Here is a 15,462-nt window from a genome sequence, read left to right as displayed (position 1 = left end):
CCCTCAAGTGGCGTCGCCCGAGGCGGCCAGGGGCGCGGTGGCCGGGATGCCGGCGCTGGCGGCCCCGACGCGCCCCGCGGAGAGCTCCTCGATGAGGAGGCGGGCGGTGATGCGCGCACCCTCGTAGATCACCGGCAGGCCGGAGCCCGGATGGGTGCCGCCGCCGACGAGGTAGAGACCCGGCCCGAAGCGGTTGTGCGGGCGGAAGTAGAGCATCTGCATCAGGTCGTGGGCGAGATTGAAGGTGGCGCCCTCGTGCACGAAGAAATCGTCGCGCCACTCGGTCGGGTCGACGATGCGCTCGTAGCGGATGCGCGACTCGATATCGCCGAGGCCGAGCAGCTTCAGGCGGTCGAGCACGAGGCGGCGATAGGTCTCCCGCAGGCCCTTCCAGTCGATGCCCGCTTTCAGGTTCGGCACCGGCACCAGCACGTAGAGGCTGGTCTGGCCGGGCGGCGCCATGCCGCCGTCGGTGAAGCCCGCATGCTGCACGTAGAGCGAGGGCTGCATCGACAGGATGCCGTCGGTGATCTCCCGGATGTTGCGGGCGTAATCCTCCGACAACAGGATGGTGTGGTGGCCGAGGGCCTCCGGCATCGGCCCGTCGAGGCCGAGGTAGAGCATGAAGGTCGAGCAGGAGAGGCGCGCCTTCTCGATCTTGGCGTCGCGCCAGCGCGGCCGGTGCTGCTGCGGCACGAGGTCCTGGATGACCTTGGCGAAGTCGCCGTTGATGACGACCGCGTCGGCCTGCAAGGTCTCACCGTTGCAGACGACCCCGCTGGCGCGCTTGCCCTCGAACAGCACCCGCTCGACGCCCGCCCCGAGGCGGACATCCACGCCCATCCGGCGGGCAAGGCCCGCCATCGCTTCCGAGACGGCGCCGCAGCCGCCGACCGGGTGGTAGACGCCGTGCTCGTACTCGAGGAACGACAGGATGGTGAACAGGCTCGGGCACCGGAACGGCGACATGCCGAGGTACTTGGTCTGGAACGCGAAGGCGAGGCGGACCCGCGGGTCCTTGAAGTAGCGCCGCAGATCCTTGTCGACGCTGCGCCCCGGATGGAGGTGGGGCAGGGCGGCGATCATGGCCGGGGAGGCCATGGCCCGCAGGGTGTGGAAGGCCTGCTCCAGGACGGGCTTGAAGAACTTCAGCTTGACCCGGTTGTCGGCGAAGAACTTGCGCACGTTCTTGGCGTCGTCCGGCGCGATGCGCGCCACCTCGGCCTCGAGCCGGTCCATGTCGTTCGTGGCGCGGATCTCGCCGCCCGCCTCGAACACGAGGTGGTACTGCGGATCGAGGCGCTCGAGCTTGACGTGGTCTTCCAGGCGCTCGCCGCAGGTCTCGAAGATGTCGGCGAGGATCTGCGGATAGAGGAAGAAGGTCGGCCCGATGTCGAACCGGAAGCCGCCGGGCGCCTCGACGGTCTTCGTGCGTCCGCCCACCGCCGGATCCTTCTCCAGCAACGTGACGTGGACGCCGGCGCGAGCGAGAAGAAGCGCGGTGGCGAGGCCGCCGGGACCGGCACCGACGATGATGACGCGGCGTCCGGACAAGGTCCGCAAGCCGTCCCGTGACTGCAACAACGCTCACAACTCCATCGTCTACAGGCCCACGTGCCTCATGCATGTGGCGCGTGAGCATGGTCCGTCCAGGGCTCGCGGTCTAATCTTGACCGTAGTGGTGCGGGCGGCAATGGGGGCGCAGTGTCGCGCATCCCCGGCCGATCCGGCCGCGCCGGTCCGCCATCCGCCGTCAGGTAGCCCGGGACAGGTGGTGCAGCGCGATGGCGCCGGCCGTGGCGACGTTGAGCGAATCGAACTCCGGCGCCATCGCGATGCGGACGGTGCGCAGGCGCGCCATCAAGTCCGGCGGCAGGCCCGGCCCCTCGCTCCCGAGCAGGAGCAGGGTCCGGGCGGGGGGCGTCAGGGTCCCCAGGGTCTCGGCCCCGCCGGGGCTCAGGGCCAGGGGCTCCAGGGCGTGACGCGCCGCGAAGGCCAGGAGCGCGTCGGCATCGGCGAGTTGCAGGAAGGGGACGATCAGGGCGGCGCCCGCCGAGACGCGGATCGCCTTGCGATAGAGCGGATCGCAGGTGGCCGCATCGAGGAGCACCGCGTCGGCTCCGAAGGCGGCGGCGTTGCGGAACAGGCCGCCGACATTGTCGTGGTTGGTCAGGCCGACGAGGCCGACCACTAGGGCGGGCGCCGGGGCCGGCGGCAGGCCGGGCCGGGCGTCATCGGTGGCCTCCCCGCCGCGCAGGCCGACGCCGAGGACGCCGCGATGGATCGGGAACCCGGTGATCGCACTCATCACGGGCTTCGCCGCGGTGTAGACGGGCACGCGCTCGGGCAGACGGGCCAGGGCCGCCTCCAGGCCAGCCAGGCGCTCGGGCGCCAGCAGGACCGATTCGAGGCCGAACCGGGCCCGGTCCGAGAGCATGACCCGCAGGGTCACCTCGCCCTCGACGATGAAGCGGCCGGCGCGCCCGACGAGGTCGCGCTCGCGCATCGCCGCATAGGGCGCGAGGCGCGGGTCGGCGGGATCGTCGATGGCGACCGGCGCGGGTCGGGAGCGGGCGGCCAAGGCGGCGTCAGGCGCTCGCCGGACGCCCGCCCATGCGCACCGCCAGGGGATCGGCCTCGGCCTTGGTCGGCACCTTCACCAGGGCCTCCCCGTCGAGGACGACCTCGCCGGCCACCGAGCAGGTGCATTTCAGGCGGGCGCGGCGGCGCTCCGGCACGAGCTCGGCCACCTCGACCGTGACCTCGACGGTGTCGCCGATGCGCACGGGTGCGCGGAAGTTCAGGGTCTGGCTGATGTAGACCGCGCCGGGGCCGGGCAGGCGGGTGCCGAGCACCGCCGAGATCAGGCCGGCGGTGTAGAGGCCGTGGGCGATCCGGGTGCCGAAGGGCGTGCGTGCCGCGAAGTGCTCGGACAGATGGATCGGATTGCGGTCGCCGGTGATCTCGGCGAAGCCCACCACGTCGGAGGAGGCGATGACCTTGTTCAGCGTCTCGGACAGGCCGACTTCGAGATCTTCGAAGTACAGGACGCGCAGTTCGGGCATCATCGGCAGTTTCCCTGACTTCGGTGGGTGGCACGCAGGTCTCGTGCGGCTTGGCTTTTCGCCTCGCACAGGCAGCGGACCAAATCCAGTATCCGGCAGCCGAAAAGCATCCCGCCGGGCCTTGAGCCTCGACAGGCGGAGGCAACTCGCGCCATGGAGGCCCTTGCCGCGCGGCACGGGCGCAGGTTCGGAGACCTCACCCTGAAGACCGCACCCTCACGAGACGAGCCGACGCCCGTGTCCGCCACGCCCACCCCGTCCGCCACCCTGCGCCCGGTGGTCGCCCGCGTCGCCGGGCTGAACCTCGCGTATTTCGGCATCGAGATCACCGTCGCCCTGGCGATCGGCTCGCTGGCACTGATCGCCGACAGCCTCGACTTCCTCGAGGACGCGGCGATCAACCTGCTGATCTTCGCCGGGATCGGCTGGAGCGTCCGCAACCGGGCCCGGCTCGGGGCCGTCCTCGCCGTCATCCTGCTCCTGCCGGCGCTCGCCACCGGCTATGCCGCCTGGATCAAGTTCGCCACGATGGCGCCGCCGGCACCGATCCCCCTGACGCTCACGGGCCTGGGGGCGCTGGCGGTCAACCTCACCTGCGCGATGATGCTGGCCCGCCACCGCTCCGGGGGCGGCAGCCTGACTCGGGCCGCCTACCTCTCCGCCCGCAACGACGCCTTCGCCAACCTGGCGATCATCGCCGCGGGCCTCGCCACCGCCCTGACCCTGTCGGCCTGGCCGGACCTCATCGCGGCGGCGGGCATCGCCGTCCTGAACGCGGATTCGGCCAGCGACATCCTGAAGGCCGCCCGCGCGGAGTGGCGCGCGGCCAAGGCCGTCTCCGAGACCCCGGTTCCCTGAGAGGCTGCGAGCCCCCCATGCGCCTGTTTCCCATCTCCGACCTGCACCTCGAGCGCCGGCGCCTCGACGTCATCCCGCGCCCGGCCCGGCCCTTCGACGTGCTGGTCTGCCCCGGAGACCTGCACGAGGGCCGGCCCGAACTGGGGCTCGCGGCCCTGACGACCCTGGCGCAGGGACGCCCGATCGTGCTGGTGCCGGGCAACCACGAGCACTACGCCCCCACCGGCGACCGGCGCACGGCCCCGGAACTCCTCGCGGCCCTGGAGGCCGAGGTGCTGCGCCTGAACGGGGAGGGAGCCGGCATCCACCTGCTGCAGCGCGGGGCGGCGGTCGTCCTCGACGGCGTCCGCTTCGTCGGCACGACCCTGTGGAGCGACTGGTCGCTGGCCGGCCTCTGGCTCGACGGGACCGTGGCCGACGCGCCGGAGGATCCGGTCGCCTATGCGGCCGCGCGGATGACCGATCCGGTCACCGGCTCGCGGGAATACCGGGGCTCCATCCGCAACGGCGACGGCACGGCCTGGTCGCCCGCCGATGCGATGGCGGCGCATGGGCGGGAGCGCGTCCTGCTGGCCGCCGCCCTGGCGCAGCCCCATGACGGCCCGACCGTCTGCGTCACCCATCATCCGGCGAGCCCGCGCGCGGCCGAGGCGTTCCGCCACGTGGCCGGCGTGCCCTGGTGGGTCCCGGCCTTCTACGCCACCACCGTCCTCGACGACCTGCCCGAGGCGGACCGGCCCGATCTCTGGGTCTCGGGCCACTTCCATGCGGGGCACGACCTGCGCATCGGCCGAACCCGCTGGGTGGCGAACCCGGTGGAGGGGCGGGACTTCTCCGCCGATCACATTCTCACGATCGACTGAGACCGGACGGGCGCCGGTGGCGTACCTGTCGGGCAAGGAAACGCCGGAGCTCGCCCATGAACGCCTTCATCGCCGTGGTCCTCGTCTGCGCCAACGGGATCCCGATCGAGGCCTGCACGGACGACAAGGCAAGCGAGGTCCGCAAGGTCCGCGTCGCCAACGAGCTCGGCTGCACCAACGGCTGGCAGGAGATCATCGCCCGCACCGACCTGCGGGACGAGGTCGGCAAGACGAGCTACCTCAAGACCGAGTGCCGCCGGGTGAAGCAGGCGGACTGACCCGGTGGCGACCGCTGACCCGGTGGCGACCGGCTACTTGTCGTACTTGATGTAGGCGAAGCGCGGATCGGTGGGCGTGCCCTCCAACGCACCGCCCTCCGTGCCGGGCTGCCAGCCGACCACCTCCTCGATCTTGGCGGCCAGGGCGAAATCCTTCTCGGTGATACCCTTGGCGGCGTGGTTGGTCAGCCGCACCTCGACCCAGGCGTAGGAGGCGGTGATGTCCGGGTGGTGCCAGGCGGCCTCGGCGAGGTGCCCCACCGTGTTGATCACCATCAGCGTGCCCTTCCAGCCCGCCGTCTTGTAGGTGCGCCGGATCCAGCCCTCCTCCAGGCGCCAGGCCGGCAACTCGCGCGCGAGGCGCTCCGTGACGGTGGCGTCGTCGATCACGTCGTCCCGCGTGCCGGCCATGGTCTCACTCTCCCTCGAACAGGCATCGTTGCCGAATGTCTGCGCCCGGCCCCGGCGGCGCGCAAGGGATCGTGCCGGGTTCGGAAGAGATCGTGCCCGGCCCGCAAGGTCTCGCGCCCGAAGTGGAAGGGCTTGTCGCTCCGGAAGCGACCATCCGCCCGGACGACTTGCCAATTCGTCCTGTGGACGCCCTGTGCCCGACCTCCTATGAAGATTGCCAACCAGCGCCGGCCTTCACGGGACAACCCGAGCGTTCGACTTCGAATCCAGGGAGAGTCCCTCATGCTGTCACGGCGCGGATTGCTCGCGACGGCGGCACTGTTGCCCCTGCCCTGGAGCCTCGTCCGGCCCGCGCGGGCGGCCGGGCCGTCCTTCCGGGTCGGCAGCCTGCCGTTCGGCACGGTTTCGTGGGAGGCGGCGGTGATCAAGGCCCGGGGCCTCGACAGCGCCAACGGCTTCACCCTCGACGTGGTCAAGCTCGCCGGCAACGACGCGGCGCGGATCGCCTTCCTGGGGGGCCAGGTCGACACCATCGTGGGCGACCTGCTCTGGGCCGCACGGCTCGGCAACGAGGGCCGCGCGATCCGCTTCTTCCCCTACTCGACCACCGAGGGTTCGCTGATGGTGCCGGGCGACAGCCCGATCCGGACGCTGGCCGACCTCAAGGGCAAGCGCCTCGGCGTGGCCGGCGGCCCCCTCGACAAGAACTGGCTCCTGCTCAAGGCCCAGGCCCGGGACACCGTGGGCCTCGACCTCGAGACCCAGGCCACCATCGCGTTCGGTGCGCCCCCCCTCCTGGCGCTCAAGCTGGAGCAGGGCGAGCTCGATGCCGGGCTGCTGTACTGGACCTACTGTGCCCGCCTGGAGCCCAAGGGCTTCCGCCGCCTGATCGGTTCGGACGACATCATGCGCGCCTTCGGCGCCACCGGCTCGATGGCCCTGATCGGCTACCTCCTCGACGACGCCACCGTGAAGGACAAGGGCGAGGCGGTGACCGGGTTCGCCCGCGCCTCAAAGGCCGCCAAGGACATCCTCGCCACCGATCCCGCCGCCTGGGACGTGGTGCGCCCCCTGATGTCGGCCGACGACGAGGCCACCTTCCAGGCCCTGAAGCGCGACTTCCTCGCGGGCATCCCGCGCCGGCCCCTCGCCACGGAACGCCGCGACGGCGAGACGCTGTTCACCGTGATGGCCCGACTCGGCGGCGAGCGCCTGGTCGGCGCCGGCTCGACGCTCCCCGCGGGCCTGTACTTCGACGGCACCGGCAATGGCTGAGGCCGCCCCGCGCCCGCCCGCCGCACCGCCGACACCCTGACCCGATGGGCTTTGCCACCCGTCTCGCCTCCGTGCTGGTCCTCCTCGCGGGGTGGCAGGTCGCGGCTTCGGCCGCGGGCTCGCGGCTGCTGCCGGCACCCCTGGCGATCCTGGACTTCATCGCGCGCGAGTCCGCCACCGGCGACCTGTGGTGGAACGTCGGCATCACCCTGGCGCGGGTCGGCATCTCCTTCTTCCTGGCGATGACCCTGGGCGTGCTCCTCGGGATCGCCCTGGGGCGCTCGCGCCGGCTCAACCTCGTCCTCGACACGCCCCTCCTCATCCTCCTCAACACGCCCGCCCTGGTGATCACGGTGCTGGCCTACATCTGGGTCGGGTTGAACGAGGCGGCCGCGATCGTCGCCGTGGTCCTGAACAAGCTGCCGAACGTCGCCGTGATCCTGCGCGAGGGGGCGCGCGGCCTCGATCCGCAGCTGGAGGAGATGGCGCGCAGCTACCGCTTCGACCGGCGGACCTGGATCGCGCACGTGCTGGTGCCGCAGCTCCAGCCCTTCGCGGTGGCGGCGGCCCGCTCGGGCCTGTCGCTCGCCTGGAAGATCGTGCTGGTGATCGAGCTGCTGGGCCGGCCCAACGGCGTCGGCTTCGCGATCAACTACTACTTCGTCCAGAGCCTGAACGTGGCGGCGATCCTCGGCTACAGCATCGTGTTCATGAGCGTGATGATCGCCATCGACATCCTCATTCTCCAGCGGCTCGAAGCCTATGTCCGACGCTGGCGCTGAGGGGATGGCCATGCCCGTTTCCGACACCGCGGATGCCGCCCTCCGGGTCGAGATCCTCCGCAAGGTCTATGGCGGCGGCGGCCCGGAGCCCGTGGAGGCGGTGCGCGACCTCGCCTTCACGGTGACGGCAGGCGCCATCACCTGCCTGATCGGCCCCTCGGGGGCGGGCAAGACCACGACCCTGCGCATCCTCCTCGGCCTCGATCCCGATTATGAGGGCCGTGTCACGCCGCCGCCGGACGAAGCCGGCATCGCCATGGCGTTCCAGGAGCCGCGGCTGCTGCCCTGGCGCACCGTCGAGCAGAATGTCCGCCTCGCCCTGCCGCGTCCGGCGCGCGCGCAGAACCTCGACGCCCTGTTCGAGTCCCTCGGACTGACCCCCTGGCGCGGCCGCTACCCGGGCGCCCTCTCGCTCGGCATGGCCCGGCGGGTCTCGCTCGCCCGGGCGCTCGCGCAGAAGCCGCGCATCCTCATTCTCGACGAGCCCTTCGTCTCCCTCGACGACAACGCCGCGGCGTCCCTGCGGGGTTTGGTGGTCGCGGCGGTGGAGGGCTCCGGCATGGGCGTCCTGATGGTCACCCACAACGTCGCCGAAGCCCTCGAGATCGCCGATCGCCTGCTCTTGGTCTCGGGACGGCCGGCGAGCCTTCTGGGCACGATCGCCCTCGACCGGCCACGGGGCCAGCGCGACCGCGGCTGGGTGGAGGCGAACCGAGCCTCCCTCGCAGGGCGATTCCCCGGCGTCATCGCGAGCTGATTCGCCCTGGATCGGACGGCGCTCGCGCTCTCATCCGGCGATGTCCCCACTTCTCACAGAGCCTGATGCGGCGAGACCGCGCATCCGATGGGCTGGCCCCAGGGCTTCTCGAAGGCTGGATCCAGGCAACGCCCGCAACCGAACCGACGAAGCCCTTAGAAATATAAATCTGAAAATGAATTTTATTTCTCTCTGATGCGTGAGTGTATCGCCTCATCTACGATCAACACCCCTTCGCCCGCATGCCGCACCTTGCCAAGCTCAGGCTACATGCACCGAACGCATGATGATGCCGCCAAGGTGTTTAAAACGCTTTGTCTTAGCAATTTCAGATATTGCATCGCACAATCTCGTGCCGCGAAGCGTGAGTTTGTCCAAATGTCGTGTGAGGGCTCACGAGGACTTGTGCGAAGCCTGGAAACGCGGGGCGCAAGCGTGTTGACGCCGCCGGAATTTTTCTTAGAGTTCATTCAAGCTTCGGTTTCGAGGGGCGCCGCAAAGGGATAGCGGCCCCTGACTACACAGACCCCGCCCCGGCCTTTCACGGTTTGGACATAAGGGTTTGGCGTCCGCTACCGAGGCGAACCTATCCCTGTCGCAAACAGTCAGATCACGGCGTGATCCTGCGGATTTTCCGCATGATGACGGCTGTAAGATCTGTCGGAGGAATCCATGAGAGCGGTACATCTTCTCGCACTCGGCGCCGGCATGGTCGCTTCGACCACGGCGTTCGCCAACGAAGACGTCCTGAAGCGCACGGCCAACCCGGCCGAGCAGGTCCTTCAGACCGTCGACTACGCCAACACGCGCTATTCGAAGCTCGACCAGATCAACGCCAGCAACGTCAAGCAGCTCCAGGTGGCCTGGACCTTCTCGACCGGCGTGCTGCGCGGCCACGAGGGCTCCCCGCTCGTCGTCGGCAACATGATGTACGTCCACACTCCCTTCCCGAACATCGTCTACGCCCTCGACCTCGACAAGGACGGCGTGATCGTCTGGAAGTACGAGCCCAAGCAGGACCCGTCGGTCATCCCGGTGATGTGCTGTGACACGGTCAACCGTGGTCTCGCCTACGCCGATGGCGCCATCATCCTGCACCAGGCCGACACCACGGTCGTTTCGCTCGACGCCAAGTCCGGCAAGGTGAACTGGTCCGTCGTCAACGGCGACCCCAAGAAGGGTGAGACCAACACCGCCACCGTTCTCCCGGTGAAGGACAAGATCATCGTCGGCATCTCCGGCGGCGAGTTCGGCGTGAACTGCCACGTCACCGCCTACGACGCCAAGACGGGCAAGAAGGTGTGGCGCGGCCACTCCCAGGGCCCCGACGCCGACATGATCATGGATCCCGAGAAGACCACGTCGCTCGGCAAGCCGGTCGGCAAGGACTCCTCGCTGAAGACCTGGGAAGGCGATCAGTGGAAGACCGGCGGCGGCTGCACCTGGGGCTGGTTCTCCTACGATCCCAAGCTCGACCTGATGTACTACGGCTCGGGCAACCCCTCGACCTGGAACCCCAAGCAGCGTCCGGGCGACAACAAGTGGTCCATGACCATCTGGGCGCGTAACCCCGACACGGGCGCCGCCAAGTGGGTCTACCAGATGACCCCGCACGACGAGTGGGACTACGACGGCATCAACGAGATGATCCTCACGGATCAGAAGGTTGACGGCAAGGAGCGTCCGCTCCTGACCCACTTCGACCGTAACGGATTCGGCTACACCCTCGATCGCGCCACCGGCGAGCTCCTGGTCGCCGAGAAGTTCGATCCGGTCGTGAACTGGGCCTCGAAGGTCGACATGGACAAGGGCTCCAAGACCTACGGTCGCCCGCTCGTCCAGGCCAAGTACTCCACCGAGCAGAACGGTGAGGATACCAACTCCAAGGGTATCTGCCCCGCCGCTCTCGGCACTAAGGACCAGCAGCCTGCGGCCTACTCGCCGAAGACCAACCTGTTCTACGTGCCCACCAACCACGTCTGCATGGACTACGAGCCGTTCCGGGTCTCCTACACCCCGGGTCAGCCCTACGTCGGCGCGACGCTGGCCATGTACCCGGCCCCCAACAGCCACGGCGGCATGGGTAACTTCATCGCCTGGGACGGTGTGAACGGTAAGATCAAGTGGTCGAACCAGGAGCAGTTCTCGGTGTGGTCGGGCGCTCTCGCCACCGCCGGTGACGTGGTGTTCTACGGCACCCTGGAAGGCTACCTGAAGGCTGTCGACTCCAAGACGGGTAAGGAACTCTACAAGTTCAAGACCCCGTCGGGCATCATCGGCAACGTGATGACCTACAGCCACAAGGGCAAGCAGTTCGTCGGCATCCTGTCGGGTGTCGGTGGCTGGGCTGGCATCGGCCTCGCGGCCGGCCTGACCGACCCGAACGCCGGTCTCGGCGCGGTGGGTGGCTACGCTGCTCTGTCGAACTACACCAACCTTGGTGGTCAGCTGACCGTCTTCTCGCTGCCGAACTAATCGGTCGCACGTTACGGTAAGGCCAGGGGTGCCGGCGCGGGTTTCCGCGCCGGCACCTTTGTGATTAGAGTTGGAAGAACAAGATGTGAAACACGCGGCTCGTCAGCCGACGTGGAGTTCCTGGGAGAAACGTCGTTGCATATCATTAGCAAAGCCGCCATCCGTCCTCTCGTGGCGGCCATCGCCCTTGCGTCCGTCTCGACCCTCGCCGTCCAGGCCCAGGATGCGAAGAAGGCTGATCCGGCCCTGGCCAATCAGCTGGATCCGAATGCGCCCGAGAAGGACTCCAAGCTGATCGACAAGTTCGCAGCCGTGAAGGTTGAGGACGGAAAGTATCAGGACGCCGAAGGTCACCCGACCTTCCACATCACCAACGATGGCAAGAAGTTCGACTGGTACGCCTACTCCGGTTACCGTCGCTATCACGCCGAGTGCCATGTCTGTCACGGCCCCGACGCCATGGGTTCGACCTACGCCCCCGCGCTGAAGGACTCGCTGAAGACGATCGGCTACGAGGAGTTCATCGGCATCCTCGCCGGCGGAAAGCGCGACACGCAGGCGGGCCAGGAAAAGGTCATGCCGGCCTTCGGCGATAACAAGAACGTCATGTGCTACGCCGACGACCTGTACGTCTACCTCAAGGCCCGGGCCTCCGGCGCCATGCCGCGCGTCCGTCCGAGCGACAAGGAAGACAAGCCCGAGGCCGCCAAGGCGGCCGAGAAGGAGTGCCTGGGCGGCTGATGGCGCGCTCACGCACCCGGACACGTCTGGCCCTCGCGCTCCTGCTGATCTCGGCAGGGGCGCGAGAGGCCGCGGCGCAGTCGCTGCCCGACCTCGTGACCACGGACACCCTGCGGGTCTGCGGAGATCCCGGCAACATGCCGTTCTCCGAGCGCAAGGAAGACGGGTTCGAGAACAAGATCGCGGCGATCATCGCCGACGAGCTTAAGGTCAAGATCCGGTACTACTGGCTGACGCAGGGTCCGGGCTTCGTCCGCAACACCCTCGGAACGGGCCTCTGCGACATCATCATCGGCTCGGCTGCCGGTGGGGAACTCGTCCAGCACTCGAACCCCTATTACCGCTCCGCCTATACGCTGGTCACCCGCACGGGTGAGTTCGACGGGGTGACCCGCCTCGACGACCCCAAGCTGAAGGGCAAGGCCATCGGCGTCATCGGCGGTACGCCCCCGGTCAACCGCATGGGCGAGGTCGGTCTCGTCAGCGCGATGAAGGCCTACGCACCCTACCAGCTCGATCCGGCGCGCAAGCACCAGACCGTCTCGGCCGAAGTCATCGCCGACCTCGCCGAGAAGCGCATCGATGCCGCCATCCTCTGGGGACCGGCCGCCGGCTGGCTCGCCAAGCAGAGCGGCGTGCCGATGACGGTGGTGCCGCTGCTGCAGGAGCCCGACCGGCCGCCGCTCACCTTCCGGATCGCCCTCGGGGTCCGCCTGGAAGAGAACGACTGGAAGCGCACCCTCAACACGATCCTGCGCAAGCGCCGCGCGGACATCGAGAAGGTGCTGCGCGACTTCGACGTGCCGTTGCTGGAGGAAGAGGGCAACAAGCTCCTCGACGCACCCAGCCCCTGATCTTGCCCGCGACGCTTGCGGGCAAGATCAGGGCTGAGGAAACCACGATGGCGGCGGCGGATCGGATCCACCGCCGCCATCGTCGTTCCATGCGTGCTCATGCTCGGCGGCATCCACCAGCACCGAAAGCCCGTGCGCGTCACCGATGACGCGATGGCGGCACGCGAGGCACCCCGTCGACATCCGCACGCGAGGGGAGATCCGGCCCTGATCAGACCCGCTCGATGCCGCTGGCGTCGAGCTTGGCCAGCGCTTCGGTGACCGTCTCCGGCCCGATGCGCAGGGCGGGGGCGATCTCGGCCAGGGGCACCAGCACGAAGGCACGCTCGCGCACGAAGCGGTGCGGCAGCACGAGACGCGCATCCGAGATCGCCGCGCCCTCGTAGGAGAGCACGTCAATGTCGATCACCCGCGGGCCCCAGCGGCGCTCGCGCACGCGGCCCATGGCCGCCTCGATGGCGAGGCCCGCCTCCAGGAGTTCGTGCGGGGTCAGGCTGGTCTCGATCCCGATCGCGGCGTTGAGGAACCAGTCCTGATCGGTGTCGCCCCAGGGCGGGGTGCGGTAGTCCGACGAGCGCGCGGTGACGCGGATGCCCGGCGTGGCGGCCAGCCGCGCCACCGCATCGGCCAGGGTCGCCGCCTTGTCGCCGATATTGCTGCCAAGGCCGAGATAAGCGGCGTGCCAGGCCGATGCGCCGCTCATCGGGCGGCCTCGCGGCGGCGCACGATCTCGATGGCGACGCCGTCGATCACCGCCGGGACCGGCGCGCTCGGCTTGTCCACGCGCACCCGGATCTCGGTGATGGGCGGGTGCCGGTGGAGGATCTCGCCGGCGATGGCCTCGGCCAGGGCCTCGATCAGAGCGAAGCGCCGCTGCGTGGCGATCCGGGTCACGATCTCGGTCAGGTCGGCGTAGCTCACGGTGTGCGCGACGTCGTCGGAGCGCCCGGCCGCCCCGAGGTCGAGGCGCACATCGAGGGAGACATAGAAGCGCTGACCGAGGCGGGCCTCCTCCGGCAGGAGCCCGTGGAAGGCGAAGACCGCGATCCGGTCGACCAGGATACGGTCGCTCATGCGGATCGTCCCATCACGGCGTCGATCACCCGCAGGGCATCGACATGCGGCCGGACATCATGGACGCGCACGATCTGCGCCCCGAGGGTGGCGGCGAGAACGTGGCTGCCGATCGAGCCGAAGAGCCGGTCCACCGGTTTGGTCTCGGCGTCGTGCAGGCGCCCGAGCAGGGATTTGCGGGAGACGCCGACGAGGACCGGAAAGCCGAGGGCCACGATCTCGGGCAGGCGCCGCAGGGCCTCGAGGTGCTGCGCCCAGCTCTTGCCGAAGCCGATGCCGGGATCGAGCACGATGTCGCCGTCGCGCAGGCCGGCGGTCCGCGCGATGGCCAGCGAGCGCTCGAAGAAGCGCAGCATGTCGGCAACGATGTCGATGGCGGGATCGACGGTCTCGCGGTTGTGCATGATCATCACGGGCGCGCCGTGGTCGGCGGCCACCCGGGCGATATCTGGTTCCCGCTGCAGGCCCCAGACGTCGTTGACGATGCGGGCGCCGGCCGCCAGCGCCACCCGGGCGGTGGAGGCCTTGTAGGTGTCCACCGAGATCGGGACGGGCAGGCGGGGCGCGAGGTCGCGGATCACCGGCAGGATCCGGGCCTGCTCCTCCTCGGCCGAGACCGGCACGTGGCCGGGGCGGGTGGATTCACCGCCGATATCCACCAGGGCCGCGCCTTCCGCCACCAGGGCCTCGGCCTGCATGCGGGCGGCGGCGACATCGGCGAAGCGGCCGCCATCGGAGAAGGAATCGGGTGTGACGTTGAGAATGCCCATCACGAGCACGCGCCGACCGAGATCGGGCAGGAGCGTCGTCAGCGGAGCCGGCAGGTCTGGGGGCACGGGATGCTCGGGTTCGAAGGCGGGCGCGTCCGGGGCGCGTCCGCGGCCGGGATGCCGCTGTCTTTGAACGCATTGCCGGATCGGAGCAACGCCCATGCCGGGGCCGGCGACGAACGGAGACCGGTCCTGCGCCGCCGCCTCGGGGCGGCGACGCTGCGACCTCCGGGAAGCCCGCTCAGGTCCCGCCGCGGTAGCAGCGGATCTCGGCCTCGGCCTGAGCCCGGCGGAGTTCGGCCACCTGGTCGTCGAAGACCTTGGTCGACTTGAACGCGGTGGTGCGCTGGCCGATGCCCTGGCGCAGCGAGAGCACGGTGCTGGCCTGGACGTACTTGTCGTAGGGCAGGAGCGAGGCGAGCGCGTCCAGGGAGCAGGAGCAGCGCGACAGGGATTCGCGCGACTGGCCGTTCGCCGCCATGCAGCCGAAGATGTAATCGGCCCGGGCCTCGGTGGGATAGTCGTTCTCGGGCTCGGCCGCGGCCGCCGCACCCGCCAGGAGAGCCGTGGCGCAGGCGCCGACGGCGAGGCGCGGAAGACGCTTAACCAGCGTTCGGATCATAGGTCAGGTTCTCCTGCAGGAGTTCGCCACCGTCGGTGTTCTTGGACTGGGCCTCGATCGAGACGAGTTCGCCGGGTACCGCCGCGGACGTGACGAAGGTGTATTTCAGGTTCTCGAAGCCGCGCATGCGCTCCTTCATCTTGTCGTCGACGAAGGGTTGGGTCTCGATGCGCCAGGCGTCGACCTTCCGGCCCTTGTAGTCGATCTGCGTCGCCGTCACGGTGGCGTTGTCGCGCAGGCCCTTGCGGATGGCGTTCTTGATGTAGCGCGGGTTCGCCATCAGGACGCGGGCGAGGTCCATGAGGTGATGCTCGAGAAAGAGCGTCATCACCGGGTTGCCGGGCATGTCCTCGAACGGGCCGGCCGGGAAGCGGTTGGCGCCGGAGAACATCTCCACCCGGATGTTGCGGTTGTCCGCGGCGTTGCCGGGCTCGACCCCGAGCTTGATCGTGTCGTTCAGGGGCGGCCCGAACGGACCCTTCGAGATGCCGCTGCGGCGCAGGTAATCGTAGGTCAGTTTCGACCCGGGCGGGACGTTCTTCATCTGCGGCTGCTCGAAGAGCAGGTCCGCGGCATTGGGCGCGGTCGCGGTGTTGGCCTTGGTGACGGCGGGCGTCTCGGGCGCCGGGGGCGCGGT

Annotated in this window: 18 protein-coding genes; 9 read left to right on the top strand and 9 right to left on the bottom strand. The window is 69.2% G+C overall.

Annotated features, from left to right (window positions below; translation table 11 throughout):
- Positions 1 to 3 precede the first annotated feature (3 nt).
- The 3 genes from crtI to croR all read right to left on the bottom strand — a co-directional run bounded on the left by crtI (position 4) and on the right by croR (position 3,068).
- Positions 4 to 1,584, bottom strand: a complete 1,581-nt coding sequence (crtI, locus tag CRT23_RS13835) for a phytoene desaturase family protein (protein WP_055949551.1) — start codon at positions 1,582 to 1,584, stop codon at positions 4 to 6.
- Positions 1,585 to 1,753: 169 nt separating this feature from the next.
- Entirely contained in the window at positions 1,754 to 2,506 is a 753-nt protein-coding gene (locus CRT23_RS13830) for an RNA methyltransferase (protein ID WP_103710258.1), read from the bottom strand.
- Positions 2,507 to 2,588: 82 nt separating this feature from the next.
- Positions 2,589 to 3,068 carry a 3-hydroxybutyryl-CoA dehydratase gene (croR, locus tag CRT23_RS13825; RefSeq protein ID WP_055949554.1) on the bottom strand — a complete coding sequence of 160 codons (480 nt, stop codon included), beginning with the start codon at positions 3,066 to 3,068 and terminating at the stop codon, positions 2,589 to 2,591.
- Positions 3,069 to 3,218: 150 nt separating this feature from the next.
- On the opposite strand from croR, the gene CRT23_RS13820 reads away from it, so the two are divergent.
- The 3 genes from CRT23_RS13820 to CRT23_RS13810 are packed head-to-tail and all read left to right on the top strand — an operon-like array spanning position 3,219 to position 5,064.
- The gene (locus CRT23_RS13820; RefSeq protein WP_103710185.1) at positions 3,219 to 3,923 is read left to right on the top strand and encodes a cation transporter; all 705 of its coding nucleotides are present in this window, start codon (positions 3,219 to 3,221) and stop codon (positions 3,921 to 3,923) included.
- Positions 3,924 to 3,940: 17 nt separating this feature from the next.
- Positions 3,941 to 4,786 (top strand): metallophosphoesterase, encoded by an 846-nt coding sequence (locus CRT23_RS13815; protein WP_103710184.1) that lies wholly within the window; start codon positions 3,941 to 3,943, stop codon positions 4,784 to 4,786.
- A 56-nt stretch (positions 4,787 to 4,842) separates the two neighbouring features.
- A complete protein-coding gene (locus CRT23_RS13810; RefSeq protein WP_055949561.1) occupies positions 4,843 to 5,064 on the top strand; it encodes a hypothetical protein in 222 nt (73 codons plus the stop codon).
- A gap of 33 nt (positions 5,065 to 5,097) precedes the next feature.
- Here the strand turns inward: CRT23_RS13810 and CRT23_RS13805 are convergent, their stop codons facing one another.
- Positions 5,098 to 5,475 (bottom strand): 4a-hydroxytetrahydrobiopterin dehydratase, encoded by a 378-nt coding sequence (locus tag CRT23_RS13805; protein ID WP_056382738.1) that lies wholly within the window; start codon positions 5,473 to 5,475, stop codon positions 5,098 to 5,100.
- A gap of 282 nt (positions 5,476 to 5,757) precedes the next feature.
- Here CRT23_RS13805 and CRT23_RS13800 point away from each other — a divergent pair, with 282 nt between their 5' ends.
- The 6 genes from CRT23_RS13800 to xoxJ all read left to right on the top strand — a co-directional run bounded on the left by CRT23_RS13800 (position 5,758) and on the right by xoxJ (position 12,359).
- Complete coding sequence (locus tag CRT23_RS13800) at positions 5,758 to 6,750, top strand: ABC transporter substrate-binding protein (RefSeq protein ID WP_055949568.1); 993 nt, start codon at positions 5,758 to 5,760, stop codon at positions 6,748 to 6,750.
- Positions 6,751 to 6,794: 44 nt separating this feature from the next.
- The gene (locus CRT23_RS13795) at positions 6,795 to 7,532 is read left to right on the top strand and encodes an ABC transporter permease subunit (RefSeq protein ID WP_055949571.1); all 738 of its coding nucleotides are present in this window, start codon (positions 6,795 to 6,797) and stop codon (positions 7,530 to 7,532) included.
- Positions 7,513 to 8,289, top strand: coding sequence for an ATP-binding cassette domain-containing protein (locus tag CRT23_RS13790; RefSeq protein WP_103710183.1), 777 nt, complete (start codon positions 7,513 to 7,515; stop codon positions 8,287 to 8,289). The genes CRT23_RS13795 and CRT23_RS13790 overlap by 20 nt, the downstream gene beginning before the upstream one ends.
- A gap of 672 nt (positions 8,290 to 8,961) precedes the next feature.
- Positions 8,962 to 10,764, top strand: a complete 1,803-nt coding sequence (gene xoxF1, locus CRT23_RS13785; RefSeq protein WP_103710182.1) for a lanthanide-dependent methanol dehydrogenase XoxF1 — start codon at positions 8,962 to 8,964, stop codon at positions 10,762 to 10,764.
- Between the two features lie 135 nt (positions 10,765 to 10,899).
- On the top strand, positions 10,900 to 11,505 hold the full coding sequence (locus CRT23_RS13780; RefSeq protein ID WP_103710181.1) for a c-type cytochrome, methanol metabolism-related: 606 nt from the start codon (positions 10,900 to 10,902) through the stop codon (positions 11,503 to 11,505).
- Positions 11,505 to 12,359 carry a rare earth element methanol dehydrogenase accessory protein XoxJ gene (gene xoxJ / locus CRT23_RS13775; RefSeq protein ID WP_103710180.1) on the top strand — a complete coding sequence of 285 codons (855 nt, stop codon included), beginning with the start codon at positions 11,505 to 11,507 and terminating at the stop codon, positions 12,357 to 12,359. Before CRT23_RS13780 ends, xoxJ begins: the two co-directional genes overlap by 1 nt.
- 211 nt (positions 12,360 to 12,570) lie before the next feature.
- Here the strand turns inward: xoxJ and folK are convergent, their stop codons facing one another.
- From folK to CRT23_RS13750, 5 genes are all read right to left on the bottom strand, one after another.
- Positions 12,571 to 13,062 (bottom strand): 2-amino-4-hydroxy-6-hydroxymethyldihydropteridine diphosphokinase, encoded by a 492-nt coding sequence (gene folK / locus CRT23_RS13770; protein WP_103710179.1) that lies wholly within the window; start codon positions 13,060 to 13,062, stop codon positions 12,571 to 12,573.
- On the bottom strand, positions 13,059 to 13,433 hold the full coding sequence (folB, locus tag CRT23_RS13765; protein WP_103710178.1) for a dihydroneopterin aldolase: 375 nt from the start codon (positions 13,431 to 13,433) through the stop codon (positions 13,059 to 13,061). The genes folK and folB overlap by 4 nt, the downstream gene beginning before the upstream one ends.
- Positions 13,430 to 14,203: a dihydropteroate synthase gene (folP, locus tag CRT23_RS13760; RefSeq protein ID WP_245436232.1), complete on the bottom strand. Its 774-nt coding sequence runs from the start codon at positions 14,201 to 14,203 to the stop codon at positions 13,430 to 13,432. The genes folB and folP overlap by 4 nt, the downstream gene beginning before the upstream one ends.
- A gap of 241 nt (positions 14,204 to 14,444) precedes the next feature.
- Entirely contained in the window at positions 14,445 to 14,825 is a 381-nt protein-coding gene (locus tag CRT23_RS13755) for a hypothetical protein (RefSeq protein WP_181017351.1), read from the bottom strand.
- Positions 14,806 to 15,462: hypothetical protein (locus CRT23_RS13750; RefSeq protein ID WP_103710176.1), on the bottom strand; the 657-nt coding region annotated here is incomplete at its 5' end. The genes CRT23_RS13750 and CRT23_RS13755, both read right to left, overlap by 20 nt.

Origin of the sequence: Methylobacterium sp. V23 (genome assembly GCF_002917135.1) — a bacterium.
Lineage (GTDB): Bacteria > Pseudomonadota > Alphaproteobacteria > Rhizobiales > Beijerinckiaceae > Methylobacterium.
This window is presented reverse-complemented; position numbering and strand designations above follow the sequence as displayed.

Bases quoted from the DNA above. Each gene is read 5' to 3' on its own strand.
- croR (WP_055949554.1), bottom strand. From the start codon at position 3,068: ATGATGCCCGAACTGCGCGTCCTGTACTTCGAAGATCTCGAAGTCGGC.
- CRT23_RS13805 (WP_056382738.1), bottom strand. From the start codon at position 5,475: ATGGCCGGCACGCGGGACGACGTGATCGACGACGCCACCGTCACGGAG.
- CRT23_RS13790 (WP_103710183.1), top strand. From the start codon at position 7,513: ATGTCCGACGCTGGCGCTGAGGGGATGGCCATGCCCGTTTCCGACACC.
- CRT23_RS13810 (WP_055949561.1), top strand. From the start codon at position 4,843: ATGAACGCCTTCATCGCCGTGGTCCTCGTCTGCGCCAACGGGATCCCG.
- CRT23_RS13815 (WP_103710184.1), top strand. From the start codon at position 3,941: ATGCGCCTGTTTCCCATCTCCGACCTGCACCTCGAGCGCCGGCGCCTC.
- CRT23_RS13795 (WP_055949571.1), top strand. From the start codon at position 6,795: ATGGGCTTTGCCACCCGTCTCGCCTCCGTGCTGGTCCTCCTCGCGGGG.
- folB (WP_103710178.1), bottom strand. From the start codon at position 13,433: ATGAGCGACCGTATCCTGGTCGACCGGATCGCGGTCTTCGCCTTCCAC.
- CRT23_RS13820 (WP_103710185.1), top strand. From the start codon at position 3,219: ATGGAGGCCCTTGCCGCGCGGCACGGGCGCAGGTTCGGAGACCTCACC.
- folP (WP_245436232.1), bottom strand. From the start codon at position 14,203: ATGGGCATTCTCAACGTCACACCCGATTCCTTCTCCGATGGCGGCCGC.
- xoxJ (WP_103710180.1), top strand. From the start codon at position 11,505: ATGGCGCGCTCACGCACCCGGACACGTCTGGCCCTCGCGCTCCTGCTG.
- CRT23_RS13800 (WP_055949568.1), top strand. From the start codon at position 5,758: ATGCTGTCACGGCGCGGATTGCTCGCGACGGCGGCACTGTTGCCCCTG.
- folK (WP_103710179.1), bottom strand. From the start codon at position 13,062: ATGAGCGGCGCATCGGCCTGGCACGCCGCTTATCTCGGCCTTGGCAGC.
- CRT23_RS13830 (WP_103710258.1), bottom strand. From the start codon at position 2,506: ATGCGCGAGCGCGACCTCGTCGGGCGCGCCGGCCGCTTCATCGTCGAG.
- CRT23_RS13755 (WP_181017351.1), bottom strand. From the start codon at position 14,825: ATGATCCGAACGCTGGTTAAGCGTCTTCCGCGCCTCGCCGTCGGCGCC.
- xoxF1 (WP_103710182.1), top strand. From the start codon at position 8,962: ATGAGAGCGGTACATCTTCTCGCACTCGGCGCCGGCATGGTCGCTTCG.